General features: G+C 67.6%; 16 protein-coding genes and 1 tRNA gene. 8 read left to right on the forward strand and 9 right to left on the reverse strand.

The genetic code is table 11. From position 1 onward, the window contains the following. Window positions 1-125 precede the first annotated feature (125 nt). Window positions 126-605 (forward strand): hypothetical protein, encoded by a 480-nt coding sequence (locus VMT65_RS11805; protein WP_326308148.1) that lies wholly within the window; start codon window positions 126-128, stop codon window positions 603-605. A gap of 7 nt (window positions 606-612) precedes the next feature. Here the strand turns inward: VMT65_RS11805 and VMT65_RS11810 are convergent, their stop codons facing one another. Together VMT65_RS11810 and VMT65_RS11815 are read right to left on the reverse strand one after the other, a co-directional pair. Continuing rightward, the gene (locus VMT65_RS11810; protein WP_326308149.1) at window positions 613-1,581 is read right to left on the reverse strand and encodes an NADP-dependent oxidoreductase; all 969 of its coding nucleotides are present in this window, start codon (window positions 1,579-1,581) and stop codon (window positions 613-615) included. 62 nt (window positions 1,582-1,643) lie between these two features. After that, the gene (locus VMT65_RS11815; protein ID WP_326308150.1) at window positions 1,644-2,066 is read right to left on the reverse strand and encodes a hypothetical protein; all 423 of its coding nucleotides are present in this window, start codon (window positions 2,064-2,066) and stop codon (window positions 1,644-1,646) included. Between the two features lie 284 nt (window positions 2,067-2,350). Here VMT65_RS11815 and VMT65_RS11820 point away from each other — a divergent pair, with 284 nt between their 5' ends. After that, window positions 2,351-2,485 carry a hypothetical protein gene (locus VMT65_RS11820; protein WP_326308151.1) on the forward strand — a complete coding sequence of 45 codons (135 nt, stop codon included), beginning with the start codon at window positions 2,351-2,353 and terminating at the stop codon, window positions 2,483-2,485. Window positions 2,486-2,611: 126 nt separating this feature from the next. Here the strand turns inward: VMT65_RS11820 and VMT65_RS11825 are convergent, their stop codons facing one another. Beyond that, window positions 2,612-2,953 carry a hypothetical protein gene (locus tag VMT65_RS11825; RefSeq protein ID WP_326308152.1) on the reverse strand — a complete coding sequence of 114 codons (342 nt, stop codon included), beginning with the start codon at window positions 2,951-2,953 and terminating at the stop codon, window positions 2,612-2,614. A 111-nt stretch (window positions 2,954-3,064) separates the two neighbouring features. Here VMT65_RS11825 and VMT65_RS11830 point away from each other — a divergent pair, with 111 nt between their 5' ends. Both VMT65_RS11830 and VMT65_RS11835 read left to right on the forward strand, forming a co-directional pair. Next, the gene (locus tag VMT65_RS11830; protein ID WP_326308153.1) at window positions 3,065-4,261 is read left to right on the forward strand and encodes an MFS transporter; all 1,197 of its coding nucleotides are present in this window, start codon (window positions 3,065-3,067) and stop codon (window positions 4,259-4,261) included. A 289-nt stretch (window positions 4,262-4,550) separates the two neighbouring features. Continuing rightward, the gene (locus tag VMT65_RS11835; RefSeq protein ID WP_326308154.1) at window positions 4,551-5,411 is read left to right on the forward strand and encodes a universal stress protein; all 861 of its coding nucleotides are present in this window, start codon (window positions 4,551-4,553) and stop codon (window positions 5,409-5,411) included. 77 nt (window positions 5,412-5,488) lie between these two features. Here VMT65_RS11835 and VMT65_RS11840 read toward each other — a convergent pair whose 3' ends face one another. Continuing rightward, the gene (locus tag VMT65_RS11840) at window positions 5,489-6,418 is read right to left on the reverse strand and encodes a ribose-phosphate diphosphokinase (RefSeq protein WP_326308155.1); all 930 of its coding nucleotides are present in this window, start codon (window positions 6,416-6,418) and stop codon (window positions 5,489-5,491) included. A 543-nt stretch (window positions 6,419-6,961) separates the two neighbouring features. Here VMT65_RS11840 and VMT65_RS11845 point away from each other — a divergent pair. Then, entirely contained in the window at window positions 6,962-7,222 is a 261-nt protein-coding gene (locus VMT65_RS11845; RefSeq protein ID WP_326308156.1) for a hypothetical protein, read from the forward strand. 62 nt (window positions 7,223-7,284) lie between these two features. Continuing rightward, window positions 7,285-9,078: an adenosylcobalamin-dependent ribonucleoside-diphosphate reductase gene (locus VMT65_RS11850; protein WP_326308158.1), complete on the forward strand. Its 1,794-nt coding sequence runs from the start codon at window positions 7,285-7,287 to the stop codon at window positions 9,076-9,078. Here VMT65_RS11850 and VMT65_RS11855 read toward each other — a convergent pair. Continuing rightward, on the reverse strand, window positions 9,039-9,311 hold the full coding sequence (locus VMT65_RS11855; RefSeq protein ID WP_326308159.1) for a hypothetical protein: 273 nt from the start codon (window positions 9,309-9,311) through the stop codon (window positions 9,039-9,041). The genes VMT65_RS11850 and VMT65_RS11855 overlap by 40 nt on opposite strands. 552 nt (window positions 9,312-9,863) lie before the next feature. On the opposite strand from VMT65_RS11855, the gene VMT65_RS11860 reads away from it, so the two are divergent. Both VMT65_RS11860 and VMT65_RS11865 read left to right on the forward strand, forming a co-directional pair. After that, window positions 9,864-10,142 carry a DUF1918 domain-containing protein gene (locus VMT65_RS11860; protein WP_326308161.1) on the forward strand — a complete coding sequence of 93 codons (279 nt, stop codon included), beginning with the start codon at window positions 9,864-9,866 and terminating at the stop codon, window positions 10,140-10,142. Window positions 10,143-10,174: 32 nt separating this feature from the next. Continuing rightward, entirely contained in the window at window positions 10,175-11,530 is a 1,356-nt protein-coding gene (locus VMT65_RS11865) for a polysaccharide deacetylase family protein (protein WP_326308163.1), read from the forward strand. Window positions 11,531-11,564: 34 nt separating this feature from the next. On the opposite strand, the gene VMT65_RS11870 is transcribed toward VMT65_RS11865, so the two are convergent. The 4 genes from VMT65_RS11870 to VMT65_RS11885 form a co-directional block, all read right to left on the reverse strand. Next, window positions 11,565-11,996, reverse strand: a complete 432-nt coding sequence (locus VMT65_RS11870; RefSeq protein WP_326308164.1) for a pyridoxamine 5'-phosphate oxidase family protein — start codon at window positions 11,994-11,996, stop codon at window positions 11,565-11,567. A 33-nt stretch (window positions 11,997-12,029) separates the two neighbouring features. Next, window positions 12,030-13,604, reverse strand: a complete 1,575-nt coding sequence (locus VMT65_RS11875) for a GAF domain-containing protein (protein WP_326308165.1) — start codon at window positions 13,602-13,604, stop codon at window positions 12,030-12,032. A gap of 52 nt (window positions 13,605-13,656) precedes the next feature. Beyond that, a complete protein-coding gene (locus VMT65_RS11880) occupies window positions 13,657-14,463 on the reverse strand; it encodes a slipin family protein (RefSeq protein ID WP_326308166.1) in 807 nt (268 codons plus the stop codon). Window positions 14,464-14,743: 280 nt separating this feature from the next. Continuing rightward, window positions 14,744-14,815 (reverse strand) — tRNA-Val (locus tag VMT65_RS11885). Between the last annotated feature and the right edge of the window lie 31 nt (window positions 14,816-14,846).

A 14,846-nucleotide genomic window follows, 5' to 3' on the forward strand; every position in this document is an offset into this window, starting at 1 on the left:
TGGTGAAGGGGGCGGGGAATAGTGAAGCATTAGTATTTCGATTTTTCTGCGCGCAGCCTCACCACGCGGATACCGTCGTGGCGGCACCGAGGTGCCGACAACGACAACCTCCAGTGGAAGTGCAGATGAGGCAAATGAGTTGGGCCGCCGCCACGGCGGCCATCCTGGCGATACCGGTCGTCGCGGCGGCAACGGCGTCGGCGACGGTCGACAATGTGAACCTGACACAGGTCGACACCGGTATCGGCGGATGTGAAGGGGCGGGCAATACCTGCACGATCCTGGTGAGCACCAGCGGCGCGGACGCCCTGGCGCCGGTCACGATCACCTTGGACGGGCAGACGGTCGGCACGTTCACCCCGCAGGCTGGATCGACGGCCGGTACCGGGACCATCCAATTCATCTATCGCTCAAAGCTTCCCGAGGGCGTCTACAGCCTCACCGCCACACAGGGTTCCTCGACCAAATCCATGACGATGCAGAACTGCGGCAGCCAGCCGACCGGCAGCTCCAGCGCCTCGGCCCAATGCACCGCCAACGACATCCTCGGCGCACTCATGATGCCGCTGATCATCCTCACCGGCTCCGGCCACACCCAACTCTGACCGCACCCTAGAGGTCGATGACGACCTTGCCCTTGACTCTCCGACCGGACTGAAGCTCGACGGCGCTGCGGATTTGCTCGATCGGGAAGGTGGCGGCGATGGGTACCCGGAGCCGGCCGGTGGCGACCAAGTCGGCGAGCTCCTCCAAGGCGCCGGGGGCAGCGTTGGCGCCGTTGGCCGGTGCGATTCCGTCGATCTGGGCTGCGATCGTGGTGATGCGCGCGTCGGGGACACCGAGTGTCCTTGCGGCGTGCGCTGTCTCGGTGCCGAAGAGATCGATCGCCGCGGTGATGCCAGCGGGAGCGAGGGCCCGGACCCGATCTTCCAGCCCGTCGCCGTAGGCGACGGGCTCGGCTCCGAGCTCACGCAGGTAATCCGCCGATGCCGCCGATCCGGTCCCGATCACGCGGGCCCCGGCGATACGGGCCAGCTGAACGGCGAACACTCCGACCCCGCCTCCCGCGCCGCCGATCAGCACGGTGTCGCCCGGTCCGGGTGCGACCACGGCCAGGGCGGCCGATGCCGTGCGTCCGGCGATCGTCAGGGTGGCGGCGGTGCGGTCGTCGACGCCGTCGGGGGTGTGATGGACCTCGTTGGCCGGTGTGTTGCCAGTCGCGTCGACCACCACGAAGTCGGCGACCGCCCGCGACAGGGCGCCGCCGTACACTCGGTCGCCCCGCGCGAAGCCGGTGACCCCGGCACCGACCTGGTCGACCACTCCCGCGTAGTCGGTTCCGAATCCGGTCGGCAAGGTCAGTCCGAACCGGCTGGCGGTGTCGGCGTCAGCGGTCATGAACCAGTCCATCGGATTCAACCCGGCCGCGGTGACCCGGACACGGACCTGTCCCGGACCGGCCTCTGGCACGGGAACCTCACGGACAACCAAGAATTCAGGCCCACCGAAGGACTCGAGCCGTACCGCCCGACTGGCGCTCAGCGGCCGACCCGGGACTTCCTCGCTCGGCACGTCGGTCATGGTCAGGACTTTACGACCCGACCCCGACCGACGAGTCCAGCCGCGCCGAGGTCCACGCGTTGTCAGGCGTGGTACAGGAGATAGATCGAAATCAAGACCATCGCCACCATCGCGGGGATGGCGAACGACTGGAAATACCTCAGGTACTGCCGCTCGCGGCGCATGTCCTCCGCGGTCGGCGCCACCGGCCCGAGCTTGCCGATGCACAGCTCCCGCGGCCCCTTACTGAACAACGGCGCACGGTAATACACCTGGGTAACATGCCCGGCCACCACCGGAACATCCGCGCGCACAGGGATTCCCCAGAACCCGCCCTGCGCCGACGTGACCACATGCTCCCCCGGCACCACAGGAATATAGGTACTCCCCCACCCTACCCCCGGCACCCCCTGCCCATCGATGGTGACATTCACCCACGGCAGCACGATCGCTCCCTCCGGATACGAGGCCTCGAGCCGAATCCCCGTGAGCCCCTGCTCCATCACATACGAAGCAGACCACCCCGACTCCGGCCCCAACTGATTCGACAACGACATGCAAATAGATCGCCCCCAGCCCCCACCCCGTAAACGATCCGAACCCCCTGCACGGTCACCGACGGCCCATGCCATTGGCAATGGGCCTGGATGTCCTTCGGGCTGAGGCCGTTCAGCTGTATTCGCGGCGTCCTGCATGGTGAGAGGCTGGGGTGATGTACCTGCTCGGTCTTGGAGTGGTCATGACTGGCCGGATGCCCCGTATTGCGTTGTCCGACATTCAGGTTCGGTGGTTGCCTTCTCGACGGTCCTACCAGGCGTTCACCTGCGAGTCCCCGGAATTGGCCTATACCCACGACGGCTCTGCGCTGGCCGCGGTCGACGGCCTGCTGGAGATGATCGACAGCACTGACGGCGACATCGCGTGAGCCGACAGCAGCGACAACACCCGGGGTCGATTATCCGACATCGATAGCGGCCCATACGGTTTGGCCGACGATCGCGTCCGGGATGCAACCCTAGCTGACGCTCAGCCAAGCCACGATGGGCGCGCTTCAGCCGATGTCGGCAGAATAGGTGTCGAGCGTTGCGGTCGCCCGGTCGATCGTCCGCTGACTGGTGTCCATCTCTCGCTGAATCTGTGCCTGGTGCCGTTCATTACGCGCGATGACGCGATGCTCGGCCTCTTCGCCTTGTTCTTGCTGATCGGCGAGCGCCTCACGGTCGTCGGCTGCCGCTTCGCGCTCGTCGGCGGCCTGCTCACGACGGTCGGCATCCTCTTCGCGTACGTCGGCGGCCTTTTCACGCCGGGTCACGGCCTGTTCGCGGCGGAGCACGAATTCCTCACGCTGTTCGAGCTGTGCTTCCGATTCGGCCACCCAATTCCCGCTGGTCATGGGTGCTCGCGATCCTAAGCGAGGAAAACAGCGCCGAGACGCGTGCTCACAGCCGACACCCCGCGCGCGGTGTGGGCTGATTCCGCCGGGCGTTCGTGGTCCACTGTCGGCATGAATTCCGAGTCCGGTACCCGGCGGCATTGGACATGGCCCGGCTGGTTCACGCCGAATGTGCGTGTCCTGTCCGGTGTATCGCTGCTACAGGACGCGGCGAGCGAGATGCTGTACCCGATTCTCCCGATCTTCCTCACCGTGACCCTGGGCGCGCCCGTCGCGGTGGTCGGCCTCGTCGAAGGGGTCGCCGAGGCCATCGCGTCGGTCATGAAGGTCGCCACGGGTCGCCTCGGTGACACCGTCGCTCGCCGACCGCTCGTGGGCGCGGGCTACGGTCTGGCCGCCGTGGGCAAGTTGATCCTGGCGGTCGCGAGCAGTTGGCCGCTGGTGCTGGCCGGGCGCGGGGTGGACCGGGTCGGCAAAGGGATTCGTTCGGCTCCCCGGGACGCACTGCTGATGGTGGGCGCGGACGCCGGGTACAAGGGCCGCATTTTCGGCGTCCATCGAGCCGCCGACACCCTCGGCGCGGTCGTGGGGCCCGCGCTCGGTCTGGTGCTCTACGAGTTGCTCGATCACGCCATCCGACCGTTGCTGTGGATCGCCGTCGGGCCCGCCGTGCTCTCGGCGCTGCTCGTCTTCGCGGTTCGGGAAAACCACGGCGCGAGAACATCTTCCGCAGAGTCCGGTACTCGGCCCGCGCACAGCGCGTTCTCTCCGCGCCTGCGCTGGCTGATCGGTGTGCTCACGGTCTTCGGCCTGGTGAATTTCCCGGACGCGCTGTTGCTCTTGCGCGCTCACGATCTCGGCCTGTCGACGGCCGCGGTGATCGGGGCGTACATCGCGTACAACGCCTCCTACGCCGCCCTCGCGTACCCGGCCGGTGCGCTCTCCGACCGAGTGCCGAGGCATCTGGTGTTCGCGGCCGGGCTGATCTGCTTCGCGGTCGGCTATCTCGGTCTGGGCCTGATTGCCTCGCCGGGCTGGGTTTTCGTCCTGCTGCCCGTCTACGGCGGCTTCGCGGCCGCCACCGACGGCGTCGGCAAGGCCTGGATCTCCCAACTCGCCCCGCCCGATCGCCAATCCTCGGCCCAGGGCCTCTATCAGGGTCTGTCCGGAGCGTCCATCCTCATCGCCGGACTGTGGGCGGGCCTGGCCTGGCACACCGGCTCCGACCCACTGCCCCTGCTGATCTCGGGTATCACCGCATTGCTACTCGCCACCGGGTTCGCTGTCTTCGGGCGGCGGCTCGGGTGATGCGCGGGCTCAGCGCGATCGATCTCGCCGCGCGAATCCGCCGGTCGGTCACAGCATCCCGCACACCGAGCCGCTGCCGGGACGGCCGAAGGTCACCTGTTCAGAATGCGGAGGTCGGCCCATCCGTCCACCACGGAAACGCCCGCACGCGACCGAAGATCAAGGCGGAACATCCCTTCGTCATCTCCATCGGGGTCTCTCGCATCGTGTGCGCGTGGCGACGGCGCGTCATTCTCGGGGACAGGCACCGGCTTTCGCACGGATCGGCCGGGCCGAGAACAGAGGAATTATGGACACGCATCGTGAGCGCAGCGCCGTCGTCGCCGGGGTGGACGGTTCGCCGACCTCGCTCAATGCTCTTCGGTGGGCGGCCTATCTGGCCGCGGCGATGGGCGAACCGCTGGTGATCGCCTGCGCACCCAGGTTTCCGCACCCCTACGGCGATACCGGGCACCGGCCGCCGGGCGCGCGGGTGATGCGCTGGCACGAGATCGCCGCGCGCACCGCGGAACACGCTGTCGCGCTGGCTCGTTCGTGCACGCCGGAGCTGCCGGTCACCACCGAGATCACCCCGGAGGCCGCCGCGCCCGCGCTGATCACCCTCAGCGCGCACGCTCGGCTGCTGGTGATCGGGGCCCAGACCGCTTGGGACGGAAGGCTGGTCGGAGCGACGACCATGGAGGTCGCCCGGCACGCGCACTGCCCGGTCGTGGTGTGGCGCGGTGCCCCGGGGCAGCGCATTCCGCGGCGCAGGCCGGTCGTGGTGGGCGTGGATGGCACCGAATTGAGCACGGCCGCCGTGGAGTTGGGCTTCGAGCTGGCCGAGGCGCTCGGGGTACCGCTGACCGCGGTGCACTGCTGGCCCGGAAACCGGATCGCCTCCGTGGGCCCCGTTCCCGACCACACGCCCCAAGAGCAGACCGTGCTGACCGAGGCGCTGGCACGGCCTCGCCGGGAGCATCCGGAGGTCGAGGTCACCGAACTGGCCAGGCCCGGAGTGCCCGCCATCGTGCTGGCCGACGCCGCGCGCGAGGCTCAGCTGGTGGTCGTCGGCACCCGTGCCCGCAACTCCGCGACCGCCGCGTTGTTCGGATCCACCAGCCGGGACCTGCTGCATCGCGCACCGTGCCCGGTGGCCGTGTGCGCGTGAGCACTCGGGTGCGGATCCTGTTCTCCGGCACCGTGATTCACCACGATGGACGACGGTCGCGTACGGACGCCGGACGGTCAGGCGCGGGCGAATACTTCGTGCAGCGGATGGCCGCTGTGCATGCTCGTGATGGCCGAGGCCAGCAGTGGCGCGACCGAGCACACCTCGAATGGCGGGGTGAGGGCGTCGTGGGAGACGGTGTCGGTGACCAGGATCCGGCGCACGCCCAGTTCGCGTAGCCGCTGCGCGGCGGCGGGGGCCAGCGGTCCGTGGGTGGCGGCCACGACGATGTCCCGGGCGCGGTACCGCAGAATCTCCACGGCCGCTTCGAGGGTGGCTCCGGTGGAGATCATGTCGTCCACGATCACCGCGGCGCGGCCTTGCACCTCGCCGAGCAGGTCGATCGCGGTGACACGAGTGCCGTTTTCGCGATGTTTGCGCACCAGCGCGACCGCGTCCCCCGTGACGGCCGCGTACTGTTCGGCCAGCTTCGCCGCGCCAGCGTCGGGTGCGACGATCACGGTGTCACCGCCGTGCGCCGAGCTGATCCGCTCGGCCAGCAGCGGGACCGCCGTGAGAATCTCGATCGGTATCGGACTGGCCGATTCCAGTGCGGCCGTGTGCGGGTCGACGACGACGAGACGGTCGGCGCCCGCGCCCGCGATGGCCTCCGCGACCACCCGCAGGCCCAGCGCCTGCCCGGCCCGCGTCCGGCGGCTCTGCCGGGCGTAACCGAAATAGGGCACCACCGCGGTCACCCGTGCCGCCCGCGACCTCCGGCAGGCGTCGAGCAATAACAACAATTCGACGAAGTTGTCGTTGACCGGCGGCGCGGTGGGCTGCACGACATACACATCCGCGCCCCCGACATGCTCGACGACCGGACGGATCTCCCCGTCCGGGAAACGTTCCAGCGCCCCTGTCGGCGGCTCGACGTCGAGCAGTTCGGCGACCCCGGCGGCCAGCCCCGGATTGGCGTTACCGGACACCACTCGCAGCGATGTCATGGCTGTCTCCCTTCCTTCGCATAACCCACCATCACCTCGCCATTACTCTTCCCCGCAGTTTCACCTACCTCACTGTGACCGGTCCGAACCCGTGATCGGCAGGGGCGAAGGTCACCCCGATATCGGCGACCGGATGGGGACCATCGCCCCTACGAAGCGGCACGCGCGGGCAGCCCGAGCGCCTGTCCAACGAGGTTCTCGAGTCGGCCAAGGCCGGACAGCGGGCCGCCAGCGCGACCGTGCACAAGCTCATTACGGCCCAGCACGACTTCCTGCACAGCATCGTGCGCGAGGCGGGCGAGGCGCTGAACAACGCCGACAGCGAAAAGTCCTGAGGCCCCGAACCGCGAATCTGACCACCGAACTGGCCGAACTCGCCTGCCGGTCACGGTACCGGTGCGTCCCAGATCGGGAACCAGCGTTCCAGATCCGGTTCGGTGGGGAGTTCGCCGGCCAGCGCGGTCGATCTCCTCCTGCTGGCGACGGCTGCGCGCACTGGTCCGGCTCGGCGCGGCCTCGCTGCGGTCCAGGCTCGACGCGCTCGTGGCCAACAGGGCTCGCCCACGCGCGATCGCGCCGATCAGCGATCTCCTCGCGCCGGTCGGCGATCTCCTCGCGCCGGTCGGCGATCTCCTCGCGCCGATCGGCCGCGGCCTCCCGCTTGTCGGCGACTTTCTCACGCCCTTCGGCACCGTGTTTGCATCGACCGTGGAGCGTCCGACCGGCGAGTCTTCGAAGGGCAGCGAGCCCAGTGACTTTGGGCACTATGTCCGACTGGTCCGTACGCCGACGATCGATGCGTAGCAGCGAATCGGGGTGCGGTGGCCCATCGGCGAGCCGTGAGATGGAGGTGGACGATCGTGTGGATGCCGCCGAGGGCGGAGGTCGATGATCTGGGTTTGTCCGACGTGGCGTTCGCGGTCGTCGCGGAGCGGTATCTGCGTCGTGACGCTGACGGCCGAGTTTGCGAAACGCCCGGGCAGATGATGGATCGGGTAGCGCGGTTCGTCGCCCAGGCCGAAGACGGCTACGGCCCGGGCGGCGCGGACCGATGGACCCCTCGATTCTCCGCGTTATTGCGCGCCCGCGAATTCCTGCCCAACTCGCCGACATTGATGAATGCCGACACCGGCGCGGGCGTACTCTCGGGCTGCTTCGTGCTGCCCATCGAGGATTCCCTCGACTCGATCTTCACCACGCTGCACACCACCGCGCTCCTGCATCGAGTCGGTGCCGGTACCGGTTTCTCGTTCTCTCACCTACGATCTCGTGACGATCTCGTCCGCTCCACCGGAGCCCGCGCCAGCGGACCGGTCTCGTTCATCGGACTCTTCGACGCCGCCTCACAAGTGATCCGGCGCGGTGGACGGCGACGGGGTGCGAACATGGCCGTCCTCGACGTCGGTCATCCGGATATCGGCGGGTTCGTCCGCGCCAAGCACGATCCCGCGGCGCTGCCGACATTCAACCTGTCGGTCGGGGTCACCGACGAGTTCATGCTGGCCGCCACCGCGGACCGCCCGCACCCGCTGATCGACCCCCGCACCGGCCACATCGTGCGGCAGGTCTCCGCGCGCGCTCTGCTGGAGACCATCGCCGAACAAGCCTGGCGCAACGGCGAACCGGGCCTGTTGTTCCTCGACACCATCAACCGCGCCAACCCGGTGCCCGCGCTGGGGCCGCTGGAGGCGACGAACCCGTGCGGCGAGGTGCCGCTGGCGGCGAACGAATCCTGCAATCTCGGATCGATCGCCCTGCCCCGCTTTCTGGTCGGCGACCACCTCGACGATCGGCATCTGGCCCGAGTGGTGCGCGTGGCGGTGCGATTCCTCGACGACGTGATCGACGTGGCCGACTACCCCGCACCCGAACTCGCCGCGGCGGCCCGAGCGACCCGCAAGATCGGTCTCGGCGTCATGGGTCTCGCCGAAACACTTGCGGCCCTTGGACTTCCGTATGACAGCGAGGAAGCGGTGCGCTTCACCCGGCAGCTCATGGCACGGATCGCACGCTGGGCGCACGCGGCCTCACGCGAACTCGCAGCCGAACGCGGCGCGTTTCCGCTGTTCGCACAAAGCATGTGGGCCGCACACTCCGGCGCGCCCATACGCAACGCGCAGGTCACCTCGATCGCACCCACCGGGACCATCGCGCTGCTGGCCGACACCTCCGCGGGGATAGAGCCACTGTTCGCGCTCGCCTACACCCGGCACATCCTCGGGCGCGATTTCGCCCAAGTCGAGCCGCTGTTCGAACGCGTCACCGCAGACCGCGGCGTGTGGTCGCCCGCCGTCGCGGCCGAGATCACCGCCAACGGCACCGCCGCCCATCCGGACATCCCCGACGACCTGCGCCGCCGCTTCGTCACCGCGCACGAAATCGACCAATTCTGGCATGTGCGAATGCAAGCCGCCGTACAGCGGCACACCGATGCGGCGGTCGCCAAGACAGTCAACCTGCCCGAAACCGCCACCATCGACGACGTGCGCACCATCTTCCGCCACGCCTGGCGCGCGGGCTGCAAGGGCGTCACCGTCTACCGCTCCGGCAGCCGCCGCGACCAGGTCCTGCAACCCCCACAACAGAACCCGGCCATCCCGAAGGTCAACGTGCACGGCGCCTACGCCGGCGGCATGCCCGTGCCCGGGCGGACGCCGTGAGTCTTCCCGGCACCGACGGGGACGAGCATGACCGGAACCGACTCGGCGACAACGGTTTTCCGCACGATCCGGGCGCGGCCGGGCAGCAGTTGCTGTGACCAGCCCAGAACGATCATGTCGGCCTTTTCGGCCGCAACGTCGACAACGTGCTCGCCGGGCACACCGCTGCGCAGTGTGATCGTCTGACACCGGCCGGGAAAGTAGGAACCGTGCAGCGTCGCAGAATATCCCACACCCCGTCGTCGTGGGCGACGACACCGAGCACAGCCTCGGAGTCATCGAGCGCTCGCACGAAATCGTCGTCCGAAATGTCGGCGGGTGCACCGCGTGCTGGGGCGTCCACCACTTTGGCGAGCATCGCGGCGACCGTGACAGCCGGGTTCCGAAGGGCGAACCAGGATGTAGTTCACCGTCTTCCTCCTGTCGTTGTGGGCCACCAGGATTCGCCGGACGCCACCGTGGTGGGCCGGTCCCCGACCATGATGACGATCGGTCCGTCGGTGTGGATGCCGGTCCTGGTAGATCCTGCGATTCGACATGGATTCAGGGGACCGTGCGGATTGGTCCAGCCACCAGGGGACAAGGTCCCGGCCGACGGCACGAAAGTCCTGCACCGCACCGCACTGCGCCACGCCGTAGACACACAGCAGCACACCTCGAGCTCATGTGATCCGCGTGGCGATGACAGCCGCCCGCGAACGCGGGACCTCCGGCCCTACTTCCGGATCGAGCGGCCCACCGAGGATGGAATCGATTACTCCGACGGCGCAGAGAGGTTCGGACCCATGTTCGCCAAACCCGGAGACTGGTTGATCGTCGAGCACACCACCATCGGCGGCGACGCCCGACGCGGTCTCATCGAAGAGGTGCACGGAGACGGCGGCGCACCGCCCTATCTCGTGCACTGGACCGATACCGGACACCGCGCACTGATCTACCCGGGTCCCGATGCCCACGTGCTCAGCGCCGAAGAGCTGCGCACCCGTGAGGAAGTCGCTGCCACGCACTTCTCCTCGATGCCGCATCGCCCCGATCCCCACGCGGGAAATCCCGGCGCGAATTGACGACGGCCCACGAAATGCCACCGGTTCGACTCATGAAGGCGATCAGCACGATCACGGCGTTGGTGACGGCCGCGGTACTGGCTTTCCTCCCGCTCACCGCGTCGGCGTCGGACGCGTCGCCGGGATCGGCGACGGTGTTCACCCGCGCTTACGACACGGCGAGCAAGAATGTCACCCTCACCTTCGACGCGGACTGGTGGAGCCCCGGCAACCCCGACGAGGTGCTCCGCATCCTGCGCGACAACGGAATCACCGCCGCCTTCTCCCTGACCGGCCGCTACGTCGAGAAGTATCCCGATCAGACCCGAACCCTGCTCGCGGCCGGGCACAAGCTGATCAACCACAGCTACGACCATCCCTACTTCACCCAGCTCTCGCAGGCCGAGCGCTGGGCGGAACTGGACCGGGCCGAGGCGGCGTTCAACCGGCTGGGCTACACCTCCGGGGGCTGGTTCCGGGCGCCGTATCGCGACGGATATCAGGACGCGGGCCTCAACCGCGATCTGGCCGCGCACGGCTACTACGTCAACTTCGACTGGACCTTCGACACCACGGGTTACACGGGGGCGAGCACCGACACCATCCTCGCGCGCGTGCGTCAGTACACGGTGCCGGGTGCCACGATCGTCATGCACCTGAGCAGTGATTCGACCGATACCGCGGCCCTGCCATCGATCATCTCGACCCTGCGCGGCATGGGCTACGGCTTCACCGACCCCTATCGCGCCGTCACCCAGGGACTGATCGGAGCCAAGTACGCCGCGCTGGGCGCACAGCACTCGGCGCTCGGTGCGCCGCGGTCCGGTGAAATGGCCGCCACCGCCGCTGGAACCAGCGCGGTGCAATGGTTCGGCACCGGTCGCATCTACTGGCGAAACAACCTCGGCGCCTTCGAAGTTCACGGCGCGATCGGTGACAGGTACTTCGGTATGGGCTCGGTGAGCTCGTTCCTCGGCTACCCGAAAACCGACGAGACCGTGACGCCCGACGGTGTGGGGCGCTTCAACCACTTCGAGAGCGGCTCGATCTACTGGAGCCCCGCGAGCGGAGCGCAGCTGGTGTACGGGGCGATCCGCGACAAGTGGTCCGCGCTGGGCTGGGAACGTGGATTCCTCGGCTACCCGGTCTCCGACGAGGTCGGTGTGACCGGCGGACGCGCCTCCCAATTCCAGGGCGGCAACGTCTACTGGTCCACGGCCACCGCCGCCCACGAGGTGCACGGCGCCATCCTGGCCCGATATCTCCAACTCGGCGGCACCGCAAGCACTCTGGGTCTACCGGTCGGCGATGAGCACGACATCGACGGCGGCCGCTCCAGCGACTTCCAGCACGGCACCATCACCTGGAACGCAACCACCGGCGCGGTGACGGTAGCCACCGACAACTGACCGGCCCGGAGTGGACCACAAACGGCACGCGGCGTCAGGTGTTGCGGGTGAGCAGGGTTTCGGGTTGTTGGGGCGTGAAGATCTCTATGCCGGTGACGATGTCGGGGCGGATGCGCAGTATCCGGCCGTGTGGACCCGCTATTCCGGGCGAAAGAAGTGGTTGCAGCCGCGCGAGTTCGTCGGGTTCGGTGATGGTCTCGGCGATGCCGGTGACGATGACGCACCAGCCACGACGCGTGTTCGGGTCGATCGAATCGGCTTCGTAGGCGACTGCCTGACTGTCGGGTGAGAAGCTGATCCCAACATCGGTACGAATGATGATCTGGCTGTCATCGACGATGTGATCGGCGGGTCGGATGACGGGTAAGGCATAGCGGGAGAAGACTATTCGTCCGTATTTCACGCTGCCGAGCAGCCACATGGCGGTGTCGACCGGCAGGTCGCGAATGTCGGGTCTGGGGTTCACCCTGGTGCTCCCGTCGGCGTGGTGGGACGCGATTCACCGTCGTGGTTTGCGGCGGATCGCGTTGCGGCGGACCGTCGTCGGTCGCGCGGCTTGTTCGCGCGCCAGAGCCAGCATGGCCAGCCCTGCGTCGCGGGTGAGCATGTCGAGGTCCCCGAGAATTCCGGTGACCGCGTCGCTGGCGGCCCGCATGTCCTGCGGCGTGGAGTCGCAGTTGGCGAAGATCGCCTGGAGCAAATGCAGTTGCAGTCCGAAGTCGAACAGGTGGCGTACCAGCCGGTCGCTCGTCGCAGCGAAAACCGCTGCGTCACCGGTGAAGTCACGACCGGGATCGAGCGAGGTCAGCGTCCGCAGACCGCCGACGGGCGGCCGGGTGAGATCACCGCCGACGCAGTCGCCGTCGTCGATGTCCGCTCGCGGATCGGTACGCCCGGACAGCAGCGCCGATACCATCGCCCGGCCGATCGGGTCGGATACACCATCGCTGCCACCGAGCCTGCGGGAGATCGCGTCACCGGCGAAATCGGCATACATCCGCAGGACGTGCAGTTCCTCGTCGGAGGGGCGATGCGGATCGCGGAAGTGTGTGGAGACGATGCCGACGACCCGGCCGGAGTAATCGAGCAACGGCGTGGACTGCACCCCGCGAAAACCCGCCGACGCCGCGATGTCTCGGTGTGGGGCGAAGCCCGCGTCGTCGTCGACGTCGAATACCGCGGTCTGCCCGGCCTTCACCGCGCGACCACAGGCGGAGCCGACGTCTTCGACCACGGCGAAGTATTCCAAAAACTCTGTGTCGAAACCTGATTCGGTGGTCAGCAGCAACGCCCCGGTGGACGGGTCGATCAATTGCACGTCCCCGTAGTGAGCGCCGGTCATCTCCAGCGCGGTGTCGAGCACCCGCGACAGCAACATGTCGATCTCCGGCGTGCCCTCGAGTCGCGTGGTCAAGCGGTCAGCCGCGCCACCGACTCCGGGTGGGCGAAGTGTACGCGCGCCGACAGAAACCCGGGTAGGGCCGAAAGTAAACACATTGCGGCGGTAGACCTTTGACCAGACCTCGATATCAAGCGGCCGCCCCTGCTGGGAACCGATCGCAGCCCGCCTATCGGCCGCTGTCGTGATCGCGTGGTGGTGCCGGGAGCAGTTTCGCCCAGTGTCGACCCGCGCCAGCACCACCACCATCGCCAGCAGCGCGATTTGGGCACTCACCCCGTACACCGAGGTGACCGAGTCGAGTAATACCGAACTCAGGCTCTGCTCGACGACGGTCGTTGCGCCGATATAGACAGAAAAGCTGACGAGGCGGCCGATAACGAAGGCAACGGTGATCGGCACCAGACGCAGGCCCATCAGCCCAGCGGCCTCGAACATCTGCGCGGAGGGCAGCGGAGCCGGCACGAAAACGGCGAACTCGGACACCGATCGTCGCCTGGACCGGTTGAGGTACTCGTCGACCGCCTGCAAGCTCGCCTGGCGACGCGAATTCAGGTGGGCGCGAAGCCAACCCGCCGCAGTGGCGAGCAAGAACCGTCCGGCACCGGCCGACAGTGCCGCTCCCACGACGACCGCGACCGGGTTGAGGTGCCAGTCCACCTTCAGCAGCACCACGACGAGTGCGATCGGCGGGCCGAGCCCGAAGGGCGCCCGGCACCCGCCCCGCTCACGCAGCCGGGCCAGCGCCGATTCCGGCTGAGGCGGCGGCGGTTTCGCGGGCGAAGAACCCACCGATATCAGCGATCGCGCTCATGAGCGGAGCCGGGAAGACGACCGTCGTGTTCTTGTCCACGCCCAGCTCCACGAGCGTCTGCAGGTTGCGCAGCTGCAGGGCCAGCGGGTGGGCCATCATGGTGTCGGAAGCATCGCCGAGCGCGGCGGCGGCGAGGGCTTCCCCTTCGGCGGCAATGATTTTCGCCCGCTTCTCGCGTTCGGCCTCGGCTTGGCGCGCCATGGCGCGCTTCATGGTGTCGGGCAGCTGGATGTCCTTGAGTTCGACGAGGGTGACCTCCACGCCCCATTCCAGCGTCGTGGTGTCGAGGATCTTGCGGATATCGGCGTTGATGGCGTCGGTCTCGGCGAGCGCCTGGTCGAGGGTGTGCTGTCCGACCACCTTGCGCAGCGTGGTCTGGGCGATCTGATCGATTGCCGCGTAGACGTTCTCGATCGCGACCACCGATTTCTGGGCGTCGACCACCCGAAAGTAGGCGACGGCGGAGATATCGACGCTGACATTGTCACGGGTGATGATGCCCTGCGACTGGATCGGCATGGTCACGATCCGCATCGACACCTTCTTCAGCCCGTCGATGATCGGAATGATGAAATTCAGCCCGGGCTCCCGCACCGCGACAACCCGCCCCAGCCGGAACAGCACGCCCCGCTGGTACTGGAACACCACCCGGATCGACAGCGCCGCAACGACGATCGCCACGATCGCGGCCAACAGCAGGACCATTACCAGAACCTTCATGATTACCTCCACGGATTGAACGGAAGGCCGCAACGGGCCTCTCCAGCCTCACTGCAGCTCCGCCATGCCGGGAAGGTCCAACGGTCTCCGCTTACCGGGTCTTTCGCAATCGGGGCTGATGACCGGACGCACTGCAGGCGGGCAGCGACGCGAGAGCCGAGGCGGCCGACACCGTCGTCACTGTCGGTCCAGAACTCGACCGAAGCTCGCATTCGCGGTTCGGGTTGATGCTCATACGCGGCAAAGCCGCAGGCGCTCCGGCCTGCGGCTTTGCTGATTGTGGTTCTAGCTGGGATCGAACCAGCGACCCCTCGCGTGTGAAGCGAGTGCTCTCCCGCTGAGCTATAGAACCTGGTGTCGCGCTTGGCGGTGAGAGAACCTTA

Source organism: Nocardia sp. CDC153 (assembly GCF_035818515.1).
Classification (GTDB): Bacteria; Actinomycetota; Actinomycetes; order Mycobacteriales; family Mycobacteriaceae; genus Nocardia.